The sequence below is a fragment of the Synechococcus sp. PCC 7335 genome, assembly GCF_000155595.1.
Classification (GTDB): domain Bacteria; phylum Cyanobacteriota; class Cyanobacteriia; order Phormidesmidales; family Phormidesmidaceae; genus Phormidesmis.
In genome coordinates, this window is the sequence record NZ_DS989904.1 from 2,425,598 (window position 1) to 2,449,153 (window position 23,556).

A 23,556-nucleotide genomic window follows, 5' to 3' on the forward strand; every position below is an offset into this window, starting at 1 on the left:
GCATAATTTAGGCACCGCCTAGGCTGCTTCGATCACAAAGCCTGCATCGCGAATCATATCAAAGTCTTGTTGAGCAGATTGCCCAGGTGTAGTGAGGTAGTCGCCGATAAAGATTGAATTAGCAGCATAAAGTCCTAACGGCTGAAGCGATCGCAAATGAACTTCCCGGCCTCCCGCAATCCGAATTTCTTGAGCAGGAAGCAACAGTCTAAACAGACACAAAATTCTCAAACACCGCTGAGGCGTCAGTTCGGTTCGATCGGCGAACGGCGTTCCTGGAATCGGGATTAAGAAGTTAAGCGGTACGCTAGTGACGTTTAGCTCTTTCAAAGACATCGCCAAGTCCACAATATCGTCATCGGATTCTCCCATGCCAAAGATGCCGCCGGAGCAGGTTGTCAACCCAGCCGCTTGAACTGCTTGAACCGTAGAGAGCCGATCTTGAAAGGTATGTGTAGTACAGATATCGTTGTGATGAGCTTCAGCCGTATTGAGATTGTGATTAATTCTATCGACACCTGCTGCCTTGAGCTGCCGCGCCTGGTCTTCATTCAACAGTCCTAGCGTGGTACAGACCCGCATCGGATACTGTTCCTTGACTGTACGCACAGCCTCCAAAACACCTTCAAACACTTTGGGCGAAGGGCTTCGACCCGATAATGCCATACAGAATGTCCCCGCTTTCATCTGGTAAGCGCGATCAGCAGAAGCAACGATTTTTTCGGTTGCCATTAGAGGATATTGCTCAATCTCAGCGCTTGAAATTTTGGATTGAGAACAGTAATGACAGTCTTCTGGGCATAGACCACTCTGTGCGTTGAGCAAAAAATGGAGACGAACACGGTTACCCCAGTAGTGATGACGCACTCGGTACACAGCCGCGATTTGATTGAGGATCTCAATATCTGGAGCTTGTAAGACCGCTAGCGCCTCGGAGCGAGTCAGCGGCTGGTCAGCTAAGCTTTTGTCAGCGAGCTGTTGCCAGTTAGAAATAAGCTGCTCAGTAGTTTGTTGAGTAGTCTGTCCGGTAGTGACCTGATGCTGATTGCGAAAAGAAGAGAGGGCCGCGTTCACCATGAATTTCTTGCTTTTGATTACTGGTGAAGATTTTAAGGCATTAATGTCCGTTGACTCTGCTACAAGCTAGCGCGACGGCTAGGATTAGAACTGGGCGCTTGAAGTGCAAACTTCATTCGGTGATGTCACATAGAGCCTCTACGGTGATTTTGATTGGCCAACCGATGAAGATCTTCTCTTTTATTGAAGATTTCCGCTTTTTTATAGAGAGCTGGGTTTTCAATGCTGGGTGATGATAGAGGAAATTCGTTAGGAGTTCAAGTAAAACGTAATGGCTAATGATGCTTCTGTATCTAAGAGTGCTGTTGAAAACGTCAGTGAAAAGTCTGATGAAAAAGCTAATGAAAAGACCCCAAAAAGCTTGTTAGAAGTAACTTTGGACGGCGCGATCGCCCTGGCCAAAGATAGCGGTAACTATCGTCAAGCGACAGTGCAGTTTGAAGCTTTGCTCGCTCAGATCGACTCGGAGCATCCAGAGATTGTGCCCTTGCTCAAAACAATTTGGCAAGAATACCTATCGGCTCAGCGCTCGGCTACCTTCTGGCAAAACATGAGCGATGCGGAAAAAGATCTATCCGAAAAAATGAGCGAGAGCAACATCCAGCTCAAGCAAAATTACATGCGACTGATTCAAGAGCAGTAATGAGCAAACGATTACCGCAGTCCTGAGATCACCAGCTGCCCATCGACGACACGAATATCGTCCGGTGTCAGTCCGTGCTGTTCTAATAACGCACTTAGCTGCTGCTCTATATCTGTTTGAGAAAAGCCGTATTGACTAGCAATATCTGCAATCGGCAGTTTGAGCTGACCGATCTTGACGTGAGTATTCGACAGGCTGAGCTGGCCATCGACGACTGTTGGACTACCCTCTATTCCTACATAGACTTTGCGCTCGTTTAGAAAAGGAAAGGTTTGAGTAATTTGCTCTACGGCCTGCTGACCTTCGGTAGGCAAAGAGTCAAGCGGAATGTCAGAAAGATTAATTCTAACGCCGCTTTCAATGCGATCGCCCTCAATCACCGTATCAACGCCTTTAGTCAGATCTAAGATAGATGAGCTGTGGGGATGGCTAGCGATCGCCTCAGTCACCATCTGGTTCAGTTCATCTGCTGAAATTACCACATCGCTTGGATCGTAAGTTTGTGTAGCCTGAGTCTGCGCGGACTCTGAGGCAATAACAGCGGGTTGGCGATCTCTTCGGTCGAGGACGCCCCGATCAAAGACACTGAGCCCACCACCGTCTGTTTTCAACGACGCATAGCCAATACCGCCGCCAATCGCCGCCGCCGCAATCGTCAACCCGACCAAGAAGATTTTCATAGATGGTATAGAATTTCGCGCTACGAGTAGGTGGATGTAGTCATCCTCTACAGTTTAGAAAGAAACTATTCCAGTCATCAGGTGGACTAGGACAGTTGTCTAGCGAGATCTAAACAGATAGATAAGGGTGCCTCTGTTTTGATTGCTTGAGCTGATAGGTGTGTCTCACTAGCTCTAAATCCTGCATCCTTTATGCTGTCAATCAGCGATTGTCTAGGGGGGATGTCTATCTGGGCTCGCCTACCGATCTCTGCAAGTGGATAGAAGTAGGGAGGTAGGTTAGCCTCCGACTGCATAATCTCAATTAACGCTAAGTGATCGGGCCAATTCTTTTGGCCTGCGATGTGATGCATAGCCGCCAGGTCATCTAAATTATGTAAAGGCCCAAGCCACATAGGACCGCTCACAACCGGTGGATTAACGCTTTGACAGACACAAGCTGTCCCTTTCTGGAGTTGCTTCCACCCTAGCCTGCCAAACTGTCCGCAAGTATGGCAATAGGTCAAGAAGCCATAGCGATCGCGCTGCCAAGTCGAAGCTCTCGTGATTCTCATCATTACCCGGTTGACCTGAGCGTGATACCAGGAGAAAACAGGCCAAGCCCCTAACCCTCTAGCTGCCGCTTGCTGAACAGCTAGGCCAATCAATAATCGCAGTCCTTGCTCATGCACCGCCGGATGAGCCCGAGCATAGGCACTATAGGATTGCAGGCTGCTATCTAAAGCGTGGCCACTGGTAGCGCGGCCGTCAGTACTCGTGAGGTATAGCAGCCCGCCAAGTTTAACGGCCCAAAGGCTCGTACTTAGTACAGGCATAGGACTACCAAAGCTGTCAATATCAACTAAGTCATAAAAGTCTTGACGCTGATAAGCCTCGAAGAAAACGGCGTTAGCGTCCTGATGTGTCAAGCGGTAGCGGTCGGTACATAGGCGCGAATCGAGATTGGCTTGTAGATTAAGCCAAATCAGCTTATTGAGTTCCCTGTTTCCCTCGTTTGCCCAGACGTAGTCGGCCTCTGCTTCTAATAGGTAGCGCACTGCTCGAACACCGCAACCTGTCATCGCATCGATTATTCGCAGCTGGCCGTCTAGATTGGTTCGATGATGCTTTTGAGCCAGCGCTGCGAGTATAGCCAGATCGCGTCCCGTTTTGCTACTCGCTCTAAAAAATGCCCCTGCAGTAGAAAAACAGGCAACCCCTTCTGTTTGCCAATCGGGATTAGGGTGATGCATAGGTGGAATATGAACTATGGCAAAAGCGGGGCGATCGCCTTTTCAAGGTCGCGTTTACTCAACTCAGTGACGACAAACACCTCCTGCGCTGACTTCCCTTTACGCGCAATCAGCTTATGGCCGCTCATCGTAGCCACTGAGACCTTTAAGCGCAGTGTCGGTGCGTTAGATCTAGCCCGCGAGATAACAGCAGGAGTAATTGTTTGAATACGAGGAACGGCAGCAAGCTTCTCTAGTAGTGGAATCAGACCTGGAATGTAGGTAGAGTGGGTGATGACTACTCTACCTTTGTCTAGCGGCTGATTATCAGCAAGGCTATCTTCGTCCTTATCAGACTTTATCGTCGTCGGCTTGCTAGCTTTCTTTTGGGATGTCTTTTTCCTAGATGCTTTTTGAAAGTTTTTCTTGCTGCTCCCTTTCCTTCCCACTACCTATGCCTTTTCCAAAGGAGCCACAGTCAACCCAGCGCGAATTAGCTGAGAATGATACAGTTCCGCTTGCTCAAGCGGCCCAGTCCAGACGATAGCTTGACCTTCATTATGAATTTGGTCCGCTAGCTCCCAAGCCTGATCGCTATTCATCCCAGGGATATAAGTTGTAAGTGTTTTGACAACATGCTCAAAAGTATTGAAGTCGTCATTGAGCACAATGATTTTGTAGTTTGGATACTTTTCCTTGACGACGCTGCTAGCTCTTTCCTTTACAGCCGCAGGGGAAGCAGCCGCTGCCGAGATAGATGATATTGAGCGGGTTACAAAAGTAGTAAAGACAATCGCAGAACTCATGGACTTTGTATCAGATATCGTTGATTAGTGCGTATCAGAATTCGAGTCCATCCTTAGAAAAAATAGAACACGTAAAGCTATCGTTAGGATGGATATTGGCGACTTACAAAAGCTTCGGTAAAAAGCTTTCACTTCATCCTCTGTTAATACGATTAACAGTTATTCACACTAGCAGAAACCACTGATAGTTTCAAAGGAAACATTACGCCGTGAACACTGTAGTGTGAATAATCAGAGCCTTTATTTGAGTTACCTTTTTGCTTAGGTCTTACTGATTTAGGTTGATAACTTTGTTGAGAAACTTATTGAGCTGTGTATAGGCCAACTTTTGGATTCCTAGTCTACTCTTCACCTAGAATTTTAGGAACTCGAAAGAAATTCTCTTCTCGATCTGGCGCACTATCTAAAATCGACTCGCGCTCAGCAAACACTTCTAGGCGATCGGGCCTGGTAATGTTACTAACCTCGATTGCCCGCGTTGTTGGCGGCACATCTGTTGTATCTAGCTCATCTAGTTGCTGCACGTATTCTAAGATGCCATTTAGCTGATCTGTGAACTGCGCTTGCTCTGATTCGCTGAGTTCTAGGCGAGCAAGGTTTGCCACTTTGCGAACCTGATCAATGTCAATCAAGACTCTTTTCTCCTAGCCAAAAATCCTAGTGAAATAACGGGTCAAAAGGTGTCTAAAAGCGTTAGCTAGATCATATCTAGTTTCATGCGCCCAGTTACCTTCAACCAGTTCTGCGCTTCAATGTAGTTGTTCGGTGCTATCCGAATCGCTTCCATCCAATAGCGAGCTGCCTCATCATACAGCGCATTTGCTTCGTTCTTATCACCAGAGGCCTCAGCCTGTTCACCTTGATAGTGGTAGATCACGGCGGTGTTATTCAGCGCTTGAATTAGACGTGGGTTGAGTTCGATGGCTTCTTCGTATAGCTTTAACGCTTCTTGATGTTTGCCATTGCTAGCCTCGATCAATCCCATGTTGTAGAGAATATAGCTCTTGTCGTAAGGATCTTCTTCTAGAGTTAGGGCTTCTTTGTAATTGTCTAGCGCTTCAGCATACTCTCCGTCGGCTTGAGCAGACATACCGTCACGGTAGTAGGCAAATGCTTCTTTCGCCTGCTTCTTCGCTGGGAGCATCTTTAGGATCATGTCAGCCATGACCGTAAATGACTTATCGATGAAATTATCGTTCCTTTGAGTTCTTGGCATCGAAATCCCTAGTCAAGCTCTTTTTTCTTTGTCAAGACTATCAAACTGTCGTCAGGGTGATTGCCCAAATGTAAGAGATTCTTAAGCAATGTAGCCGTCTGTAAAGCAGGCGCCGTGCAGGGTTAGTGAGTGGCGATCGCCTCTGCTGATCTTTCGCACCGCCCTGCTACCTGTTCGCTCAAGAACGATACTAGCTCTCCAATCGTATTAAACTCATCTTCGTCGAAGCAGTCGCTCAAGTCTAGATCAAACTGCTCAAAGAAATCTTCGCAAAAGGTGATTCTCCAGTCGAACCAGCACACTAATGAAAAATGCAAATCGTGATTGAGCTGATCTTCTGGGCGTACCCGGCTAAAGTCAAGGCCTGAATACTGACTGAAGTACTGATAGACAAAACATAGTACACGGCGCGTATCAGATACACCAAAGGCCGAACGACTAAAGGCTGAAGTATCAGCGACAGCCTCTTGGGCTGTGAAAAGACGGCACCAGTCAGAAATCCCTAGCGCTGAGCGACCAGCTACTTTCATCCGTAAATTTATCTGGGCACGAAGCGCAAGGTCGGGGCTCATATCAGCATAAGTGCTTACGCTACTAAGCCAATTGTTCAGTGATTCAATCATATGAAGTACGATCCAGGAAAAACCGGTAGGGCATTGTGTGTTCAATATACCCACTCACCCTAGAGGAATTACGGTAGTTGACTAAATTACCTTTAAGGCAAAGCTCGACCAGAGTACCTGTGTGCCTCAAACCAAGCTAGATAGGCAAAGCTAGGAGTTCTACGAAGTCGCTCAGCTAGTTTCTGTTCCAGCTTCTGTTTTAGAAATTAGTGGCGAACATCAGTGTCCCTTACATTTCTAAGCAGAGCAAAGAGTGTTATTCTGCGGCAGCTACAGCAGTTTCTAATGTAGAGACAAAGGTTGGATAGGAAATAGCAGCCGCTTCAGCCCGTTGGATAGCCGTTTGGCCGCGGGCGCGGGTTGCAGCAATCGTCAGGGCCATAGCGATACGATGATCGCTATGGCTATCGAGGGTTGTAGCAGTAAGCTGCGTATCGGCACCTGTGCCTTTGATCTCCATCCCTTCAGTCTGTTCGGTGATGCTACCAGGTGCCATTTTGTTTAGGGCACTGGCCATAACTGCCAGGCGATCGCTTTCTTTCACTCGCAGTTCGGCGGCGTCGGTAATAGTAGTCGTCCCTACGGCAAAAAGTGCAGCCACGGCCAGAATTGGAACTTCATCGATCAGTCTAGGAATCAAATCGCCGCCGATGTGGCAGCCAATTAGCTCACTGTGTTTCACTCGCAGATCGGCAACCGGTTCTCCGGTCACGTCTCTTTCATTTTCTAGTGTGATATCAGCGTTCATTGCCGCTAGCGCATCTAGAACGCCTGTGCGGGTAGGATTGATACCAACATTTTCAATCAATAGATTTGAGCCAGGCGTAATCGCAGCGGCCACTAGCCAGAAAGCCGCAGAGCTGATATCGCCTGGGACGATCACGGTTTGACCTGTAAGCTTGGCGGGGCCATGAATGGTAACGCTGTGGGTAGCCGAGTCGATAGAAAGACTAGCCCCAAAAGCTTTGAGCATGCGTTCGCTATGGTCACGTGACAGGCTCGGCTCAGTAATAGTGGTATCGCCGATAATAGCAAGACCCGCTAGCAGTAAGCAGGACTTTACCTGGGCTGAGGCGATTGGAGAATGATAGTGAAAAGGCTGGAGTGACTGACCGATGACCCCTAAAGGTGCAAGCGTATGATCAGCTTTGCCAAAGATGGTAGCACCCATGCTAGTAAGCGGAGCAATCACCCGCTTCATCGGACGTGATCGCAATGAATCATCCCCGGTTACGGCAAAAAACTTTCCTGGCTGAGCGGCTAACAGCCCTAGCATCAGTCTTAGCGTCGTCCCAGAATTCCCTGCATCGAGCACATCATCCGGTTCTTGAAGATCACCGCCTGTACCCTCTACCGTCACCCACTCAGCTTCAAGGTCTGAAATTTTGGCGCCCATTGCAGTGAAACAAGCCGCGGTGCTGCGTGGATCTTCTCCTAGAAGAAGTCCTTTGATGCGGGTAGTGCCTTGGGCGATCGCACCTAGCATCAGCGACCGGTGAGAGACGGATTTATCACCGGGAACGGTGATGGTGCCTACGAGAGGACCAGATTGAGTGCCATCAATTTGAAGAGTTTGGTGAGGAGGACAGTCGGAAAGTTGAAGGAAGGACATAGGAGTTGGGAATGAGTTGTAGGAGGAACCGAGCGCAGAAATGGCTTCAGAAGCACCTTTGAGAGAAAATCCGCTTTAGATAAAGCCTGCTCCCTCAAGGTTGGACTAGGGAGCACAGTAACTATTGAGCTCTTCTATCGTGATGCTGCTAGTGCTGTCAGCTGACTGAATTTCTTCATAGGCGGTGCTGGTCTGTTTTTGAAAGGTGTCAAAGCTAGCACCAAAATCAGCTTCTGTTTTGGCATCGGCGATTAGCTGCATAGCCGAGCGCGCACTGGTAAGAGCTGCACTCGATTGAGCAAGTACGCTGGCGTACTGATCGCGATAGCTACTGAGCTGTTCGTCTGCTATTGCTAGGTCGTTGAGATCTTGAGCGAGTAAGTCGGTTTGATCACTCGCTTCACCAACGGCCTCGATATAGCTATCGGCAGCGGCCGTAATGTCTTCTAGGCTCTGGGCTCTAGATATTTGCGTCAGCGATTGATTGATGGATTGTTCATAGTTGCCGACAAATGACTCGGAGCGGTTAATGGTGCTAATGAGCTGATTACACTGTGATGCTCTACCGCTACAGCTACTAAGGGCTAGAAGGATTAAGCTACTAAGGCAGATCAGTCCTCTTTTATGTGTGTGATGGAAAGGCATGCTGAGAAGCCGGGTAAGAAGCCAGATAGAAAAACACAAACGATGGATAGCTATTGGCTCAAGTCCAAGCCTAAGTCAAATCGTTTCAGCGAGAATTACTATAGCAATTCAACCCTCACGAGTAACCCTACGCCTCCCTTAGAGACACTATGTCAGAAACTGATTCTGTAATCCGTCATCGTCAGCAATTTTCCGCCCTAACTGGCAAGCAATATTTCAATTACGGTGGTCAGGGTCCAATGGCTGATAGTGCAATTGAAGCCATGCATCAGGCCCAAATCAAGATTCAGCAAGAAGGTCCCTTCTCCAAAGCAATTGGCGACTGGATAGCGATAGAAGGCGAGCAGGTTAGAGCCAAGATAGCCCAGGTGGTAGGTGCTGCCCCAAAGACCATCACGCTCACTGAGAATGTCACAGTCGGCTGTAATATTCCCCTGTGGGGAACGGACTGGGCGGCAGGCGATCACATCCTAATTGGCGACTGTGAGCATCCAGGTGTGGTAGCGACCGTGCGCGAAATTAGCAGACGTCATGGCGTTGCAATTGATACCTGTTCACTCTCTAGCTGGCTAGAAGGGGTAGATCCGCTAGAGGTGATTGCCAAAGCTCTAACAGCTAAGACCCGATTAGTCATCCTCAGCCATATTCTGTGGAATACAGGCCAGCTTCTCCCTTTGAGCGCAGTCGTCGCGCTCTGTCATGCCAATTCACCTCGGACTAAAGTTCTCATTGACGCCGCCCAGTCCGTTGGCTCACTACCCCTCGACCAGCCCGGCTGGACTCTCCCCGAAACCGGCGTAGATTACTATGCCTTTACTGGGCACAAATGGTGTGGCGGACCGGCTGGATTGGGAGGACTATATATCAGACCCGAGGTGCTCGCAGACACCGCACCTACCTTCATCGGCTGGCGCGGTGTAGAAGTCGATGGCAAAGCTAATCCGACAGGTTGGAAGCCAGACGGTCGTCGATTTGAAGTCGCCACCTCCGACTATGCTCTCTGGGTAGCGCTTCAAGAATCGCTAGGAGTGCAGGCTGCCTGGGGTAGCAGCCAGGCTAGATACGACAGAATTTGCGAGCTTAGCGCCCGGCTTTGGAAAGGGCTTCGTTCTCTATCAAACGTGCAGTGCTTGCTAAAAAAGCAAGCGCCATTATCAGGACTTGTTGCCTTTCAAATGCTGGACAAGGCAGGAAAGCCAGATCTAGAACGACACAGCAGCTTAGTACAGCAGTTAGAGACAGAGAAGATTTACCTACGGACACTGCTTTCCCCAAACTGCATACGGGCATGCGTTCACTATCTCACTACAGAAGCTGAAGTTGATTGCTTAATAGAGCGACTTGCGAACTAGAGCGTTGGTCTCCTAGCTAAGGAACAGTTTTCAGGCTGAAAGTCTCATGTGGCAACAGGCCAAGTGACTCGCGTTTCTCTGATGTATTCGAGAAACACTATAAACGCTATAAAGCCTAAGAGCTAAGGTTGGAAGTCGTCGTCGTTTTGGTAGCTACCTACTTCACTAAACGGTTCTAGCAAAAGGCTTTCTAGATGGATGATTAGCTCGGCCCTACGCTCTGCATCAGCCTCCCTTTGAGCGATCGACTGTTCAATAATGGCATCAGAAATGCTTGGGATAAGACCGATGAGCGTACTGCCGAACAATCCATCAGCGAAGCTTCTAGTACCGCTAAGCAGCTCTGCTTCTTCACAGAATGAGGAGTTAGCTGGTTGATTACAGACGCTTTGTGCAACGAATGAATAAAAAGACAAGCTGTTAATGATGGCAGCTTCGATATCGTCTTCTAAGCCATAAACGTCTTCCGTACCCGCAGTGTTTGGGTCAGATAGCCGAGTTTGCGATCGCAAACTCAAAATTAGCTGCTGAATTACCGCATTAACACTTGCGGCAGCTTTTACATAGGCTAGCTGCCCTACCCGATATTCAGAATCACTAGGATCAAACTGTGACTTTAGCGTCTCAGCTGCACCAATCACCTGGTATCGCGATTCTACTAGAGGTGATAAAGGTGCGACTTCGCCTAAGTTCGCTGGCGCACAGCTAGCAGTAAAAACTAGAAAAGCAAGACCAGCGGTTACTTCTTCGAGCTTCTTTCTAGCAGAAGCCCATCGTTTAAGTTTCATGCAGTATCGACGTATTGTGAATCCTCACAATAAACCCTTCAGAAGACGATTAAGAGCCCTTCGTGGATATTTTTTTGTAGCCGCTGGATGTGTCGTCACTGAAGTTATACAGGCAGACTGTCCTGTCTAATCGTATTCTTTGCCTTCATAATCACGGCAGCCTTCACAAGGTCCGCTGGGATTAGGCGTACAGCGTAAGAAAGGCGACTTAGCGTTCATCTGACAAGTAATATCGCCGATAACAAGACCCATGCCATCTACATAATGCTCATCAGGATCGCGGGGCCGAATACGAATTCGACGCAGGCGTTCTTGGGCAGTAAAGTCGGTTGCTAAGTGTATTTCTGTTTGGAAGGTGGAGCGAGCACGCAAACCGACGATAAGAGAAAGCAGCGCCGGTAAAAGACCGATTGCGATAATAAGCGCAATGAACATGAAAACTAAAAAAGGCATTAGGCGATGGCATTAGCAAAAATTCTAGCGCGATCGCCTGCAAAACAGAGCCGACTAGGACCTAAGACCTATGAAAAGTTGAGGCGTTAGCCGGATGTGGAAAGCCCCGGTCAATGCCTACGATTGGCTTATTCAAGTCCACTTCACTCAGTCCAAAGATAGTCACATGCTTTTTGACTTACCCCAACGCACCTACCCCAATACACCTACCTCAATGCTCAACATCGCAGAAAGCGTAGGCAACTACTTTCTAGTTCTCCTTTGGCTTGGGTTTGTAGGTGGAAGCAACACTCAGTTCTTTGAGCTGTTTATCATCTACGCGAGAAGGGGCATGAGTGAGCAGATCTCTAGCTTGCTGCGTCTTAGGAAAAGCGATCGCGTCTCTGATGGACTGCTCACCAGCTAGCAACATCACTAGTCGATCTAGCCCATAGGCAATTCCACCGTGAGGGGGCGTGCCGTACTCAAACGCTTCTAATAGAAAGCCAAATTTATCATTGGCTTCTTCACTAGAAAGGCCAATCGTTTCAAAGACTTTGGCCTGCACGTCCGGTTGATAGATCCGCAGACTGCCGCCACCAATTTCATAACCATTGAATACAATATCGTAGGCAACTGCGCGGGCGGTTGTGAGATCTTCTACATCGTCTGGGTGGGGCGCTGTGAAAGGATGGTGCAGCGCTTCGTATCGGTTCTCATCCGCATTCCACTCAAACATCGGAAAGTCAGTGACCCAAAGCAAGTCGGTTTTGCTCTCATCAATCAGCTTAAGCTCTGCTGCGATCGCCTGACGTAGCTTATCTAAGGTTGCATTAACCGTGCTGATACTGCCTGCGCCAAATAGAAGCAAATGTCCTGGCTGAGCACCAGTTCGTTCTAACAAAACCTGTTTTTGCTCAGTCGTCAGATTGTCTTTGATTGCTCCAATCGTATCAATCTCACCGCCTTCGCGTACGCGAATATAGGCTACGCCACGAGCCCCCGCATCTGTAGCCACCTTAAACAAATCTCCTTTTGGCTTAATACGCACGTTAGAGATAGCTTCATTTCCGCCGGGAATTGGCAGCACTTTTACCTGGCCGCCACTAGCGACTGCCCCCGAAAAGACCTTGAACCCAGAATCTTTGACAATATCAGAGACGTCAACTAGCTCCATGCCGTAGCGGGTATCGGGCTTGTCAGAACCATAGCGATCCATCGCCTCTTGGTAAGTTAGACGCGGGAAAGGGATAGGAATATCAACTCCTTTGACTGCCTTGAAGATATGGGCTAAAAGTTTCTCATTGAGACCAAGAATTTCTTCTTGATCCATAAAGCTCATTTCCATATCGAGCTGAGTGAATTCAGGTTGGCGATCGGCACGCAAGTCTTCATCACGAAAGCAGCGGGCGATCTGATAGTAGCGATCTACACCGGCAACCATCAGGATTTGCTTAAAGAGCTGTGGTGACTGTGGTAAAGCAAACCATTCCCCTTCGTTGACCCTCGAAGGCAGAATAAAATCTCTTGCGCCTTCGGGGGTAGAGCGAGTAAGGATAGGGGTTTCTACTTCCATAAAGTCTTCTTGATCTTCTAGAAATCGGCGAATGGCCTTGACGACTTCATGACGCAGTCGCATGTTATGGGCCATGCGATCGCGTCTTAGATCCAGATATCGATATTTCAGCCGCAGGTCTTCTCGCACATTCTCTTCTTCAGCCGTAGAAACTTGAAACGGCATCTGTTTGCGAACTGCACTTAGAATGGTTAGCTCGTCAGCATAGATTTCTACTTCGCCTGTTGGCAGCTTTTCGTTGAGCGATTCGGGCGGCCGCTGGGTCACTCGGCCTACGACTTTGACCACGTACTCGTTACGAACCTCTTCTGCCACCGGGTATGAAGCCGGAGTACGTTCAGGATCGCTGACAATTTGAACGGTGCCAGTGCGATCACGCAAGTCTAAAAACACGACTCCACCATGATCACGCCGACGATCAACCCAGCCATAGAGCGTGACTGTTTTTTCGATTTGCTCGGCTCGAAGTTGACCGCAATAAAGACTACGCATGATGGACAGGCAGGTAAAACAAAACCTTTCCATTATGAATCAATAATGTCCTCTCAGAAAACTTTAATGTGAAGCGTCCTAGTAGAAATAATCAAACGGCGTAGTATCTGTAGCAACCTGTCGTCGACTTCATGAGCAATTATTAACGGCCTGTCGTCAGCTTCATTCAAGGTGATAGCATTTGAATCAATTAGCGCTAGGGGTGCCCTAATCCGAAAGGACTAAGGCTGAGAACATACCCTCTGAACCTGAACCTGGATAATACCAGCGGAGGAAAGCATGAAAAAATTCTCAACGATTGATTCGAGTTCGAGTAGTTTGACCCTTTGGTCAGTAAGCTTGACTAACTCCCATCAGTCTTCCTACGCGCTGTGGCTATATCAGGCGTACGAGGAGACATTTGAGGATGGGATTAAATTTGCTGATTTTGCTGGTGGCGACTGCTACCTTCGCCCTCTTGGGTCTAACCCAAGTAGGTAAGCGAAGCATTGATTTAGAAGACTATATGGTCAGCCGAAATCAGATCGGTGGACCTATGGCTCTTGCAACAATCACCGCGTCTGCTTTAGGCGCCTGGATATTGTTTAGTCCAGCGGAAGCTGGGTCCACCTTTGGCGGCTTAAGTGCAATCTTAGGCTACTGCATTGGTTCAGCGGCGGCGGTGTTTATGTTCTTCTTTGTCGGGCCTAGACTACGGCAGATTATGCCGTGGGGACATTCGCTCAATGAGTATGTTCGCTATCGCTTCGGCCAGCCGATTAAGCAGCCGCCGTTCGAGCAACCACTTGGACAAAGCTCGCCTGGTCAGCCATCATCTGAGCGTACCCTTAGTGATCATACTGTTGGCGAGCGCACCCCTAAGCACACTCCTAATCAGCGTGACCAAACAGCGAGCAGCAATCTTTGGGGCCAAGCAATGTATCTGCTCACTGTCAGCGTCATGTTGCTGTATATGTTCGTCTATTTAGCAGCCGAGCTGACTGCTATAGCGCAGGTTCTACAGCTAGTGGCTAATGTGCCGTTGCTGGTTACGTCCTTAGTTGTGATTGCTGCTGTTTTTATATACACCACATACGGCGGCCTCAAAGTCACCATCCTTACTGATGCGGCTCAGTTCATTTTGATCGTCCCGCTGCTGCTTATTTGCTTTATAGCTACGGTTGCTTCTCTAGGCGGCTGGAGTGGCGCGTTTGGGCCCGTTGCCCAAGATCTTCCAGCATTCTTGTCGCTTGGTAATCTTGATGGACTCCGGTTTGGGGCAACCCTAATGATTGCTATTATTGCCGCCGAACTGTTCAACCAAGGCAACTGGCAAAGGGTATACGCCTGTAAAGATGATCAAACGGTACGGCGTGCTTTTTTAGGGTCGGCTCTGGTCATTTTGCCCCTGCTTTTCCTCTCGGGCCTACTAGGCATTATTGCTGCAGGCTTTGATTTGAGCGGGACAACAGCGTTTTTTGATTTGTTACAGGCACTAGAAATTTCTGGTTGGCTGCTAGGTTCAATCGTGCTGCTAGCTGTTGCTCTAGTCATGAGCAGTCTAGATACTCTACTCAACGGTATCAGCGCTGTATTTACGGTGGACTTGCTACGGCTGTCTCGGCAACCTGCTCAAGTGCTAATGATTTCTCGCATTTTAACCGTGGCGGTAGGTCTTTTAGCAGTGCCGATTGCTGCTCAAGGCTACAGTGTTCTCTACCTATTTTTCGTGGCCGATCTGATCTGCGCTGCGCTCTTATTCCCTATTGTCTTCAGTCTATACAATCGCTACCAGAGCGCTAGCGATGCTTTCATCAGTTCTGTTATCGGTATTGCGATCGGCGCTATGTTCTTTCCCAAACCAGACTTTTCGCCCATAGTTGCTATTCCTGGCGGCGGCGATCTCCTCAACAGTTTTGCCGCTGCTTTATTCAGTTCTGCCCTAATCACACTTCTCTGTCAGGTGATAAACAAACGCTTCAAAAGAGATGCTATCAGACCCTTTAACTACAGTGATTTAGCACAGGTAAAACCTTACCACTAGCTTTAATAAGCTTTCATCCCCTCTGACTCTCGAGTTCGTCCAAGCTCTAGAGAAAACAAGATCAGAGTCCAAAGCCCGTCTCGTAGGCCTACGAGAAGAGTTGGGATGAGCACAAACTAGCCATTCCCTAATTCTCTAAAACTGTCTAACTCCCTAATAGGTAACTTCATCATGACCGGTCAATTGAACCTTTCCAAACAGTCAGCTCAGGCTAAATCAGCAGCTCTTTCCCCAGAGCAGGTGACGCCTAGGAAAGATGTCTCAGAAGATAATTCCAGGGCAAGCAACACAGGGTCAGCCCAGCCAAGTTTCTCCCTACGCACTAGCTGGATTGCCAAGCGTAAGGGGCAAAAGAACGTAACCCAGATGCACTATGCCCGTCAGGGCCTAGTTACTGAAGAAATGGAATATGTGGCTAAACGGGAAAGTCTACCCGTCTCCTTAATCAAAGACGAAGTGGCTAGAGGTCGGATGATTATTCCTGCAAACATCAACCATCCTAATTTGGAACCGATGGCTATCGGCATTGCTAGTAAGTGCAAAGTCAATGCCAACATCGGTGCATCTCCTAACTCTTCTGATATCGACGAAGAAGTCGCAAAGCTGCATCTAGCAGTTAAATATGGGGCAGATACGCTGATGGATCTGTCTACGGGCGGCGGCAATCTTGATGAAATCCGCACAGCTGTGATCAATAGCTCACCGATTCCCATCGGTACTGTGCCTATCTACCAGGCACTAGAAAGCGTTCATGGCAGTATTGAAAATCTAGCTGCACAAGACTTTCTACACATCATCGAAAAGCATGCGCAGCAAGGCGTTGACTACATGACCATTCATGCAGGTATTTTGATCGAGCACCTGCCGCTGGTCAAAGACCGTTTAACTGGCATTGTTTCTCGCGGAGGCGGCATCATGGCTCAGTGGATGCTGCATCACCATAAGCAAAATCCGCTCTTTAGCCACTACGATGACATCATCGAAATCTTCAAGCGCTACGACGTGTCCTTTAGTTTGGGTGATTCTTTGCGCCCTGGCTGTCAGCATGATGCTTCTGACAAAGCCCAGTTTGCTGAACTGGAGACGCTTGGAGAGCTTACCCGCAGGGCATGGAAGCAGGATGTGCAAGTGATGGTAGAAGGCCCTGGCCACATACCACTAGACCAGATTGAAATGAACGTGAAAAAACAGATGGAGGCGTGTTCTGAAGCACCCTTCTATGTGTTAGGTCCGCTGGTAACAGACATCGCGCCAGGCTATGATCACATCACCTCTGCAATTGGCGCGGCAATGGCTGGCTGGCATGGTACGGCGATGCTTTGCTACGTTACCCCCAAAGAGCATCTAGGCCTACCCGACGCAGAAGACGTACGCAACGGGCTAATTGCTTACAAGATTGCAGCTCATGCGGCTGATATCGCGCGCCATCGTCCGGGCGCACGCGATCGCGACGATGAACTCTCACGAGCCCGCTATAACTTCGATTGGAACAAACAATTCGAGCTTTCTTTAGATCCTGAGCGCGCTCGTGAGTATCACGATGAAACGTTGCCTGCTGATATTTACAAAACCGCTGAGTTTTGTTCTATGTGTGGCCCTAAGTTTTGTCCGATGCAGACAAAAATCGATTCAGAAAAGCTCAGTGAGTTAGAGAAGTTTCTAGCAAAGGAATAATTCATCAAGGAGAAGCTAGAACGAACCGGAAGGTGAAATTAGAGTGGCTATAGCAGACTTCGCATCGCTGCCCAGTCATCTCTTTTCACCAACCAGGGAGCAACCGGTACCTTTTTAGTGATGCCGTTATCGTCTATATAGATTCGACGACTATCTGCCTTGACAAATTCCCAAGACTCGAAGGTATACCGTTTTTTCTCCATTCCTAGCAAGTTATACACTGTCAGCTGATGCGCCTCTAACAAGAAGTACGGGCGCTGTAAGCAGTAACATCCGAAGCCAAAAAATCCAATGGCTAGGCCAGCTAGGGGTAAAAGGCTAATGCTTACTTGTGTGGCACTCCAAAGGGAGTAAGCAGTGCCAACCATACCACCAGCGAGGAAGAGGACACCGGGTGTTTTGTTGTAATAAGCCATCAAACGCTGCGATGAATCGGCGGGTTGCATGGAGAGTATGGGTGAACTATCTGAATAGTACTTTTGAATACGAATACTTTTGAATAATGAAGATAGCGTTACCTTAGTGCAGGTGCAGACATTCTGACCCCTTTTAAGGTCGCTCGCTAATTATGAAACTAAGAGCAAGGGAATTGAGTAAAAGGAAATTGAGTAAATAAGGGAATTCGGATTAGTATATAGCGTTCCCGTTCGCGGACGTCACATCGAAGTATTCAACTTCAGTTGCTTCGGCCTGGAAATTGGATGTTTAAGTGAGAACCGCTTTATTGCTGTAATTATCCGAGTCCTGGATTCAAAAACTCTCAGTTCCGCAATTCCTGTAGGTCCCCTATTTCCTAGTCTTTCTACACTCACGGGTGCAGTAGCTCCCACCGCACTAGTCAACTCTCAGACTTGTCTGTCTGCGGAATGTATTGCCACTGCCAAGGCCTAGATGAGCGACCGCTGAGTCGTCTAGGAGAAGAAAGTTCAAAGCCATAGGTCTGAGCGTTTGCGCTCAGCCACCTAAACGCCTCTGTCTTTCTAAAGCTAGGCTGTCGGTCGGTTGATTCATCACTACCACCAATGTCGACAACATATCCCGTGTGATAGTCCCCAACAGCTACGAACGAAGTGTCAGTATTCGAGGTATTATCGTTTGCTGTCTGGGTAGGTTCGCGGTACCCAGAGAGGGCATATAGCTCGATCGCTTCAGCTCTAGCAGCTGCAATCATCTTCCAATAGGCATCTGCCGCTTCGGGGCGTAGCAAGATACTGCCATCCTCTAGCAGGTTAGTAAGCTGGGACGGAGTGGCTGCTTCATCTATCGCTTTTGCATCGGAGGGTTTAAAGACATTAGCAGTCCAGTTTTGCCAGGTTTGAGGCAGGCGAGACAGACGGTATCGCCCCCACTGATAAGTTTTAACGCCAGTGCCAAGCATGAATAGAACAGCAACACCGGCAACAAAAAATTTGAACAGGTGAGGATTAAGCGGTCGGGGTCTAGAAAACCTCGTTGGACTCTCAGGAATTACATTCGCTGCTGCGTCCGCTACTGCACTCCCATCGCCATTGAGCGGCAAAGAGGAGTAGTTAGCCCTAAATTGAGCAGAAGGGGAGTATAACTGAGCACCCGGTGCGGCAATCACGGTAGGTAAACGACTATTTTGAGCAATTCTTTGGCGATCGCCCATTCTGCTTAAAGTATCCATCGCTTGCTTGGCACTCTCAAAGCGATCGCGCCAATCCTGTCGCACCAGGCGATCGATAAACTCTGCTAAGTGCAAACTCACCTCTACCTCTGCTCGCCACATAAGTCCCTTAGTCGGATCGTAGCTAAAGTCGTGATGAGAGCGGCCTGTTAATGCCTCGATTGCTATCAACCCTAGTGCGTACAGATCGCTCGTAGGCTGTGGGTTCTGATCGTAATTAGGTAGAAGCTGCTCGGGCGCAGTGTAAGTATGAGGACTCACCGGAACAGCAATAGAGAGGCTACCGTCAGCGTCTACTCTACTCCTTGCAAGCCGCGAAAGCGCAGCAAAGTGAGTTATGAAGATCTGACCATCTTTGTCCTGGCGGATAAGGTGCGCAGGATGCAGGTACTGATGAACCACTCCTTGGGCATGAATAGAACTTAGGCCAACAAGCATATCCTGCATAAGCTTGATAACGTAGCTTTCACTAAGTGGCTTTCCCGGCTTGATTTCGGCGCTGAGAGGATGTCCCTCGATATGTGCTTGAACAAGATAGAAAGTGTTTGACTGATCAAGATTTTGATCACCAAGCTGTCTGGGTTCAGTATGCTTGGCTTTTGGTACTAAGGTTTTTGGACCTGATGTATGCCCAGCTTCTGTATAAAAATAAGCTGTTAGCCTCGGGATGGCCGCAGACTCACTTAACCGTTCTAGAATCTGAGCTTCACGTTCTAGATAGTGGCGAATCTTGCGTTGACGGTAGTGAATAGCAATAATCCAGCACAGCGGCTGCTGAAGATGATGGCGATCGCGAGCTAGATAAACTGTTCTAAAATCCGTACAAATTAGCTTTTCCTTTAGCTCAAATCGGTCTTTCAATATCTGCGTATTCATTCACCAATAGAAAAAACGTCAGTACCACTACCATGCGAAACTTCACTGTCTGACTTTCATTTTCCTGTCATATTTTCGAATACATTTGCTATTTACAACAAGCCACTTCTCATAGCCAAGGTTTGGCACGATATCGCGGCCTGATCCTACCCCTCGTCAGCGTACTACTAAAGATATCCGTACCTAGTTGAAGTAATAGCCATAGATAACTATTGACATCATATGGAGTAGAAGGGCTGGAATTGGAAATATGCTTTGTGAGTAGAGTGAATAACCTTTATCAAAGATAGAGTCTCTAGGAAACCTATGTAGAATTACTACATATTTGTTCGACCAGGAAGGTCGCTACTACTACTAGAGAAATCACTCTACTCAAGAAAATACTAAAACGTCTGAGATCTACTGACAAAGCCAAATCTCGAAAATCATAGTGAATCTACGAGACAACTCAGACGTAAGTCTTATAGAGTGTTGCCGATCTTACCGATAGAATTTTATCGATAGAATTAGATCAAAGAGAGGATCCCGCTTAGATAACAAAGTAGTTGTCGAAGATAACCTATGGCTCGTCTTATTCCTAGCCATCATCATCATTTCCTCCGTTGATGCCAATCGTTAGATAGACGTGGCTACTAAAGTCTTTTCCGCCGCTATTGAAGAGTTTCAAGATCCCAAAACTAGAGCCTTTCCATCGCACCCTATCCTTCGCACTATATAAACTATATGGTTGGGTATGCGGAATGGTTGGGTATGCGGACCTCTCAGTTACAACAGTTGAGAAGCTTGACGAGGCTAAGAACTGGCTCGAAGCTATCGCTCTCTAGTGGTTCTCGGAAAAGAATGGCTGAAACGACGCAAACTTGTTACATGATAACCAACGACCCGTACGAGGTTCCAATGCTTACAGCGTTTTGATTTCCAGAGTCATTGAAGAGCGATAGCTTTCGAAAGGCAAGCACAAGACCTGACGCTTGGATCGCGATAGAAAGCTCACTACCCTAGTCAAGTCATGACCTTAGTCAAACGGTGGTATTCACTCATAAGACTAGCAACAGACTAGAGTAACCCGCTGCTCCTAGCGCAAACATCCAGAATCGACTTTCCCTTTCCTGGGGTAGCTCTTCTTTCAGTATGTTTAAGATGATGCCACCTGCTAAGAATGCAAACAAAATAGCTGTAATTGCTTCATCGATCTTAGTTTGGGTACCAATCACCCAACCACAAATCACAGCCGCAGCTAGAATCCACTTGCCTACACGAGAATAAGCCCGTTTATGGTCTTCCCACAGACTATAGTCGTTGACCAGGAAATGGAGAGCCATGGCGATCACGTATAGCCATAGGTCTCTTAGTCCTGGCTCTTCGCGATGCATCAGCAGATAGCCAATCAATGCGTTGTACAGCCCGAAGGACACCATGTGCAACCAGAACACCCCAGGCTGTGTCTCATCGCCCTGGCCCTCTTTGACACTTTGGTACCTAGAGACTTTAGCGGCTTTCTCTAAGCCATAAAAGGCAATCATCCCTAACAACGCCACAATATATACGTGATGCTCAACTGCCGAGAGCATCGCGCTGTTTTCTTGAAAGTCCGATTGTGCCTCACTTAAATCTGGTAAGACATGAACAAAGACGTATGCTACCGAAACACCGCTACTCAGAGATAGCCAGCGGCTACGAGGCAGTCGCTTCAGAAACTTAAACCGACTAGCGATGATATGAATCAGCGCTAGCAAAAGCGCGGATAGTCCCGCTAATAAAATGCTAGAGCTGTGCATTACTATGGCTACTGAAATGGATACTGAATACGGCTACTGAATCGAGGTACTGTCGCTACGACGTGCCTGAGAGGGTCCCTGCTGTGAGAGTACATCCTCATCTACTGCCTGCTCACTCAGATTACTCTGTGCCCTTTGTACATCAGCCGGTGTAGCTTCGGGTACGCTCTGACTACTTGCTGTATCAGAGGGGGTACAGGCTGTCGCCATTAACATTATTAACAGACTGGCAATTAGGAGAACAACTAGACGCCGCAGTCTACCTAATGTAATTAGCTGACCTACCTGTAGGAAATTGTTCATAGTCTACTCCTGCCATTAAATGCTGTCGTGTAATAGAGCTTATAAAGAATTTATTAAGACTCTATTGCACGAGATTAGGCTACTCCTAATGAACTTGTCCTCCGACTGAGGACATAGTTTAGATTGAGTCGCTATGCTAACCAAATCTTAATCCTTAATTTAGTCAATTTAGTCTCAACGAAGAAAGAAAAATGAACAGCGATCTAGGCCGGCTCATAATTATCCTCTCAATTCTACTTTTGATTATCTTTCCCTTCGCGGGGCTAGCGCCTCTGACGCTATTGTTCTTTGTTGCAGTTTGTGGCTGGGGCGCACGATTGTTTAGCACCATTGTGAGTGCAACTGAGCCAACAGACTCGCAAAACTCCTAGCATTGAATCCAGTGGATGCAGACTGGCTTGACTAAGCCGCTCAGCCAGAGTTTTCACTTTTGGCATAAGCCTGCTGGTATAGGGCTACCTAACAAAGACTCTTCAAAGTCTACTTTTTAGAAGGTGAAAAAACTGCTCAGAACCGCTTTCCTAAGTGAGTTGTTTAAATTACTTTCTAGATAAACATGCCTATTCCTGCTGATCAAATTCCGGCTCAAGCTCAAGATAAGCAACCGGCTCACGAGTCTGAAATGACACCTTCGCCCATTTATGATCGTGATAGCTACAAAGGCAGCGAAAAGCTCAAGGGGAAAGTTGCACTAATTACTGGGGGGGATAGTGGGATCGGCCGATCTGTTGCAGTACTCTATGCGAAAGAAGGCGCTGATGTCGCTATTTCATATTTAGACGAGCAAGAAGATGCTGAGAAAACAAAGTCTTTGGTAGAGGCACAAGGACAGAAGTGTCTGCTGCTCCCGGGAGATATTAGTAATGAGACTTTCTGCCAGGAGGTTGTCCAAAAAACGGTCGACGAACTAGGCCAGCTTGATATCCTTGTTAGCAATGCCGCTGAGCAGTATATGGAAGACGATTGGGAAGAGATTGACTCAGCTCGGCTCGGCAGTATCTTTAGTACTAATGTCTTTCCGATGTTCTACTTCACCAAAGCAGCGCTGCCGCATTTGAAAGAAGGAAGTTCAATTATTATCACCACCTCTATTAATGCGTATAAGGGGAACGATTCGCTGCTAAGCTATTCAACGACGAAAGGAGCTAACCTTGCGTTCTTGCGATCGCTTTCTCAACGCGTTTTAGAAAAAGGCATTCGGGTCAATGGCGTTGCTCCTGGCCCAATCTGGACACCTTTTATTCCCGATGCCTTCCCAGCTGAACAGGTAGAAGGTTTTGGCAAACAGGTGCCGATGAAGCGTCCCGGTCAGCCAGTAGAAGTTGGTACGTGCTTTGTATTCCTAGCGTCCGAAGACTCTTCTTACATGACTGGACAAGTACTTCATCCCAACGGCGGGGTTGTTGTCGGTGCGTAAGCTACCAAAATCGAAACTTCTACCGAGCCTCACGCCAACATGCTGACATGAGACTCGGGAAAGCTTATCTTCCTCATGAATCCCTAAAGGGAAATGCCTACGCTCTGAGGTGTCACAATCAGCTGACGACGATGAACACTGAGCCATCCTTCGTCCTTGAAGTCGCGTAGCAATCTAGTGACGGTGACCCGGGTAGTCCCAATAATCGTTGCTAGCTGATGATGAGTCAAACGAATGGTAATGCGTACACCATTCGGTCCGACTTGGCCAAAATCTTGAGCTAGCTGAATAATCAAGCTACGCAAACGATCCGTCACTAGGCGCTTTCCTGAAAAGGCTAGCCACGCTTCTGTCTGCTGAAGACGACGTACTAGCTGTGGAAATAGCGCTGCAGATAGTGCTGGAGAAGATTCTATTTCACTAATAGAGAGCGGCAGTAGGTGAGTTTCACACAGTGCGGTCGCCCAGTAGGGGTGAATATGAGTCAGCGACGCGCCAAAAGCCATCGCTGGGCCGCAGAGTCCGACGATCGTCTCATTACCGTCAGCGTGAATGGTATGAAGTTGAACAGTGCCTCGACAGATAATGTAAATATGCTGAGACTGTAGTGGAATCGTTATCCCTGTCTGGTAGGTAACAAGCGATCGCTCCTCGTACAATCTCTCCAAGTGTCTTACAAATGGA

24 protein-coding genes and 1 riboswitch are annotated in these 23,556 nt (G+C 48.0%); of the genes, 6 read left to right on the plus strand and 18 right to left on the minus strand.

Going from position 1 to position 23,556, the window contains the following annotated elements:
* Nucleotides 1-18: 18 nt before the first annotated feature.
* Nucleotides 19-1,077: a biotin synthase BioB gene (bioB, locus tag S7335_RS10425; RefSeq protein WP_006454244.1), complete on the minus strand. Its 1,059-nt coding sequence runs from the start codon at nucleotides 1,075-1,077 to the stop codon at nucleotides 19-21.
* Nucleotides 1,078-1,348: 271 nt separating this feature from the next.
* On the opposite strand from bioB, the gene S7335_RS10430 reads away from it, so the two are divergent.
* Nucleotides 1,349-1,720 (plus strand): hypothetical protein, encoded by a 372-nt coding sequence (locus S7335_RS10430; protein WP_006456934.1) that lies wholly within the window; start codon nucleotides 1,349-1,351, stop codon nucleotides 1,718-1,720.
* An 11-nt stretch (nucleotides 1,721-1,731) separates the two neighbouring features.
* Here the strand turns inward: S7335_RS10430 and S7335_RS10435 are convergent, their stop codons facing one another.
* The 9 genes from S7335_RS10435 to S7335_RS10475 all read right to left on the minus strand — a co-directional run bounded on the left by S7335_RS10435 (nucleotide 1,732) and on the right by S7335_RS10475 (nucleotide 8,513).
* The gene (locus S7335_RS10435) at nucleotides 1,732-2,400 is read right to left on the minus strand and encodes a hypothetical protein (protein ID WP_038016065.1); all 669 of its coding nucleotides are present in this window, start codon (nucleotides 2,398-2,400) and stop codon (nucleotides 1,732-1,734) included.
* Nucleotides 2,401-2,486: 86 nt separating this feature from the next.
* On the minus strand, nucleotides 2,487-3,632 hold the full coding sequence (locus tag S7335_RS10440) for a N2,N2-dimethylguanosine tRNA methyltransferase (RefSeq protein ID WP_006456727.1): 1,146 nt from the start codon (nucleotides 3,630-3,632) through the stop codon (nucleotides 2,487-2,489).
* Nucleotides 3,633-3,646: 14 nt separating this feature from the next.
* Nucleotides 3,647-4,060: a DUF2103 domain-containing protein gene (locus S7335_RS10445; protein WP_006457003.1), complete on the minus strand. Its 414-nt coding sequence runs from the start codon at nucleotides 4,058-4,060 to the stop codon at nucleotides 3,647-3,649.
* 3 nt (nucleotides 4,061-4,063) lie between these two features.
* Entirely contained in the window at nucleotides 4,064-4,417 is a 354-nt protein-coding gene (clpS, locus tag S7335_RS10450) for an ATP-dependent Clp protease adapter ClpS (RefSeq protein ID WP_038016067.1), read from the minus strand.
* A gap of 341 nt (nucleotides 4,418-4,758) precedes the next feature.
* Nucleotides 4,759-5,049 (minus strand): Asp-tRNA(Asn)/Glu-tRNA(Gln) amidotransferase subunit GatC, encoded by a 291-nt coding sequence (gatC, locus tag S7335_RS10455; protein WP_006455069.1) that lies wholly within the window; start codon nucleotides 5,047-5,049, stop codon nucleotides 4,759-4,761.
* A gap of 65 nt (nucleotides 5,050-5,114) precedes the next feature.
* Nucleotides 5,115-5,633, minus strand: coding sequence for a photosystem I assembly protein Ycf3 (locus S7335_RS10460; RefSeq protein WP_038016069.1), 519 nt, complete (start codon nucleotides 5,631-5,633; stop codon nucleotides 5,115-5,117).
* A 122-nt stretch (nucleotides 5,634-5,755) separates the two neighbouring features.
* Complete coding sequence (locus tag S7335_RS10465; RefSeq protein ID WP_006455753.1) at nucleotides 5,756-6,256, minus strand: hypothetical protein; 501 nt, start codon at nucleotides 6,254-6,256, stop codon at nucleotides 5,756-5,758.
* Nucleotides 6,257-6,512: 256 nt separating this feature from the next.
* Complete coding sequence (gene aroA / locus S7335_RS10470) at nucleotides 6,513-7,868, minus strand: 3-phosphoshikimate 1-carboxyvinyltransferase (RefSeq protein ID WP_038016071.1); 1,356 nt, start codon at nucleotides 7,866-7,868, stop codon at nucleotides 6,513-6,515.
* 105 nt (nucleotides 7,869-7,973) lie between these two features.
* A complete protein-coding gene (locus tag S7335_RS10475; RefSeq protein ID WP_006457069.1) occupies nucleotides 7,974-8,513 on the minus strand; it encodes a hypothetical protein in 540 nt (179 codons plus the stop codon).
* A 149-nt stretch (nucleotides 8,514-8,662) separates the two neighbouring features.
* On the opposite strand from S7335_RS10475, the gene S7335_RS10480 reads away from it, so the two are divergent.
* Nucleotides 8,663-9,865, plus strand: coding sequence for an aminotransferase class V-fold PLP-dependent enzyme (locus S7335_RS10480; protein ID WP_006456823.1), 1,203 nt, complete (start codon nucleotides 8,663-8,665; stop codon nucleotides 9,863-9,865).
* Nucleotides 9,866-9,987: 122 nt separating this feature from the next.
* Here the strand turns inward: S7335_RS10480 and S7335_RS10485 are convergent, their stop codons facing one another.
* From S7335_RS10485 to aspS, 3 genes are all read right to left on the minus strand, one after another.
* On the minus strand, nucleotides 9,988-10,653 hold the full coding sequence (locus S7335_RS10485) for a hypothetical protein (protein WP_006457335.1): 666 nt from the start codon (nucleotides 10,651-10,653) through the stop codon (nucleotides 9,988-9,990).
* A gap of 126 nt (nucleotides 10,654-10,779) precedes the next feature.
* Entirely contained in the window at nucleotides 10,780-11,088 is a 309-nt protein-coding gene (locus S7335_RS10490; protein WP_006455066.1) for a DUF6464 family protein, read from the minus strand.
* Between the two features lie 268 nt (nucleotides 11,089-11,356).
* Nucleotides 11,357-13,153 (minus strand): aspartate--tRNA ligase, encoded by a 1,797-nt coding sequence (aspS, locus tag S7335_RS10495; RefSeq protein WP_006454268.1) that lies wholly within the window; start codon nucleotides 13,151-13,153, stop codon nucleotides 11,357-11,359.
* A gap of 188 nt (nucleotides 13,154-13,341) precedes the next feature.
* Nucleotides 13,342-13,446: riboswitch (TPP riboswitch) on the plus strand.
* 113 nt (nucleotides 13,447-13,559) lie between these two features.
* Between aspS and S7335_RS10500 the strand changes: the two genes are divergently transcribed.
* Together S7335_RS10500 and thiC are read left to right on the plus strand one after the other, a co-directional pair.
* Nucleotides 13,560-15,176: a transporter, SSS family, putative gene (locus tag S7335_RS10500; RefSeq protein WP_006455347.1), complete on the plus strand. Its 1,617-nt coding sequence runs from the start codon at nucleotides 13,560-13,562 to the stop codon at nucleotides 15,174-15,176.
* A 171-nt stretch (nucleotides 15,177-15,347) separates the two neighbouring features.
* On the plus strand, nucleotides 15,348-16,850 hold the full coding sequence (thiC, locus tag S7335_RS10505) for a phosphomethylpyrimidine synthase ThiC (protein WP_006453980.1): 1,503 nt from the start codon (nucleotides 15,348-15,350) through the stop codon (nucleotides 16,848-16,850).
* A gap of 47 nt (nucleotides 16,851-16,897) precedes the next feature.
* Here thiC and S7335_RS10510 read toward each other — a convergent pair whose 3' ends face one another.
* The 4 genes from S7335_RS10510 to S7335_RS10525 form a co-directional block, all read right to left on the minus strand.
* Nucleotides 16,898-17,296: a hypothetical protein gene (locus S7335_RS10510; RefSeq protein ID WP_038016073.1), complete on the minus strand. Its 399-nt coding sequence runs from the start codon at nucleotides 17,294-17,296 to the stop codon at nucleotides 16,898-16,900.
* Nucleotides 17,297-17,688: 392 nt separating this feature from the next.
* Complete coding sequence (locus tag S7335_RS10515) at nucleotides 17,689-19,374, minus strand: D-alanyl-D-alanine carboxypeptidase family protein (protein ID WP_006453629.1); 1,686 nt, start codon at nucleotides 19,372-19,374, stop codon at nucleotides 17,689-17,691.
* A gap of 1,037 nt (nucleotides 19,375-20,411) precedes the next feature.
* Nucleotides 20,412-21,152, minus strand: coding sequence for a hypothetical protein (locus S7335_RS10520; protein WP_006457402.1), 741 nt, complete (start codon nucleotides 21,150-21,152; stop codon nucleotides 20,412-20,414).
* A gap of 33 nt (nucleotides 21,153-21,185) precedes the next feature.
* Entirely contained in the window at nucleotides 21,186-21,455 is a 270-nt protein-coding gene (locus S7335_RS10525) for a hypothetical protein (RefSeq protein ID WP_006455590.1), read from the minus strand.
* A gap of 191 nt (nucleotides 21,456-21,646) precedes the next feature.
* Between S7335_RS10525 and S7335_RS10530 the strand changes: the two genes are divergently transcribed.
* A complete protein-coding gene (locus tag S7335_RS10530) occupies nucleotides 21,647-21,826 on the plus strand; it encodes a hypothetical protein (protein ID WP_006457583.1) in 180 nt (59 codons plus the stop codon).
* A gap of 185 nt (nucleotides 21,827-22,011) precedes the next feature.
* Nucleotides 22,012-22,872 (plus strand): SDR family oxidoreductase, encoded by an 861-nt coding sequence (locus S7335_RS10535; RefSeq protein ID WP_006454069.1) that lies wholly within the window; start codon nucleotides 22,012-22,014, stop codon nucleotides 22,870-22,872.
* Between the two features lie 83 nt (nucleotides 22,873-22,955).
* On the opposite strand, the gene S7335_RS10540 is transcribed toward S7335_RS10535, so the two are convergent.
* On the minus strand, nucleotides 22,956-23,540 hold the full coding sequence (locus S7335_RS10540; protein ID WP_227499983.1) for a Crp/Fnr family transcriptional regulator: 585 nt from the start codon (nucleotides 23,538-23,540) through the stop codon (nucleotides 22,956-22,958).
* Nucleotides 23,541-23,556: the final 16 nt, after the last annotated feature.

What these genes read in the sequence shown, in the direction of transcription:
- bioB (WP_006454244.1), bottom strand. Translation starts at nt 1,077, where the DNA reads ATGGTGAACGCGGCCCTCTCTTCTTTTCGCAATCAGCATCAGGTCACT.
- S7335_RS10430 (WP_006456934.1), top strand. Translation starts at nt 1,349, where the DNA reads ATGGCTAATGATGCTTCTGTATCTAAGAGTGCTGTTGAAAACGTCAGT.
- S7335_RS10435 (WP_038016065.1), bottom strand. Translation starts at nt 2,400, where the DNA reads ATGAAAATCTTCTTGGTCGGGTTGACGATTGCGGCGGCGGCGATTGGC.
- S7335_RS10440 (WP_006456727.1), bottom strand. Translation starts at nt 3,632, where the DNA reads ATGCATCACCCTAATCCCGATTGGCAAACAGAAGGGGTTGCCTGTTTT.
- clpS (WP_038016067.1), bottom strand. Translation starts at nt 4,417, where the DNA reads ATGAGTTCTGCGATTGTCTTTACTACTTTTGTAACCCGCTCAATATCA.
- S7335_RS10460 (WP_038016069.1), bottom strand. Translation starts at nt 5,633, where the DNA reads ATGCCAAGAACTCAAAGGAACGATAATTTCATCGATAAGTCATTTACG.
- S7335_RS10465 (WP_006455753.1), bottom strand. Translation starts at nt 6,256, where the DNA reads ATGATTGAATCACTGAACAATTGGCTTAGTAGCGTAAGCACTTATGCT.
- aroA (WP_038016071.1), bottom strand. Translation starts at nt 7,868, where the DNA reads ATGTCCTTCCTTCAACTTTCCGACTGTCCTCCTCACCAAACTCTTCAA.
- S7335_RS10475 (WP_006457069.1), bottom strand. Translation starts at nt 8,513, where the DNA reads ATGCCTTTCCATCACACACATAAAAGAGGACTGATCTGCCTTAGTAGC.
- S7335_RS10480 (WP_006456823.1), top strand. Translation starts at nt 8,663, where the DNA reads ATGTCAGAAACTGATTCTGTAATCCGTCATCGTCAGCAATTTTCCGCC.
- S7335_RS10485 (WP_006457335.1), bottom strand. Translation starts at nt 10,653, where the DNA reads ATGAAACTTAAACGATGGGCTTCTGCTAGAAAGAAGCTCGAAGAAGTA.
- S7335_RS10490 (WP_006455066.1), bottom strand. Translation starts at nt 11,088, where the DNA reads ATGTTCATTGCGCTTATTATCGCAATCGGTCTTTTACCGGCGCTGCTT.
- aspS (WP_006454268.1), bottom strand. Translation starts at nt 13,153, where the DNA reads ATGCGTAGTCTTTATTGCGGTCAACTTCGAGCCGAGCAAATCGAAAAA.
- S7335_RS10500 (WP_006455347.1), top strand. Translation starts at nt 13,560, where the DNA reads ATGGGATTAAATTTGCTGATTTTGCTGGTGGCGACTGCTACCTTCGCC.
- thiC (WP_006453980.1), top strand. Translation starts at nt 15,348, where the DNA reads ATGACCGGTCAATTGAACCTTTCCAAACAGTCAGCTCAGGCTAAATCA.
- S7335_RS10510 (WP_038016073.1), bottom strand. Translation starts at nt 17,296, where the DNA reads ATGCAACCCGCCGATTCATCGCAGCGTTTGATGGCTTATTACAACAAA.
- S7335_RS10515 (WP_006453629.1), bottom strand. Translation starts at nt 19,374, where the DNA reads ATGAATACGCAGATATTGAAAGACCGATTTGAGCTAAAGGAAAAGCTA.
- S7335_RS10520 (WP_006457402.1), bottom strand. Translation starts at nt 21,152, where the DNA reads ATGCACAGCTCTAGCATTTTATTAGCGGGACTATCCGCGCTTTTGCTA.
- S7335_RS10525 (WP_006455590.1), bottom strand. Translation starts at nt 21,455, where the DNA reads ATGAACAATTTCCTACAGGTAGGTCAGCTAATTACATTAGGTAGACTG.
- S7335_RS10530 (WP_006457583.1), top strand. Translation starts at nt 21,647, where the DNA reads ATGAACAGCGATCTAGGCCGGCTCATAATTATCCTCTCAATTCTACTT.
- S7335_RS10535 (WP_006454069.1), top strand. Translation starts at nt 22,012, where the DNA reads ATGCCTATTCCTGCTGATCAAATTCCGGCTCAAGCTCAAGATAAGCAA.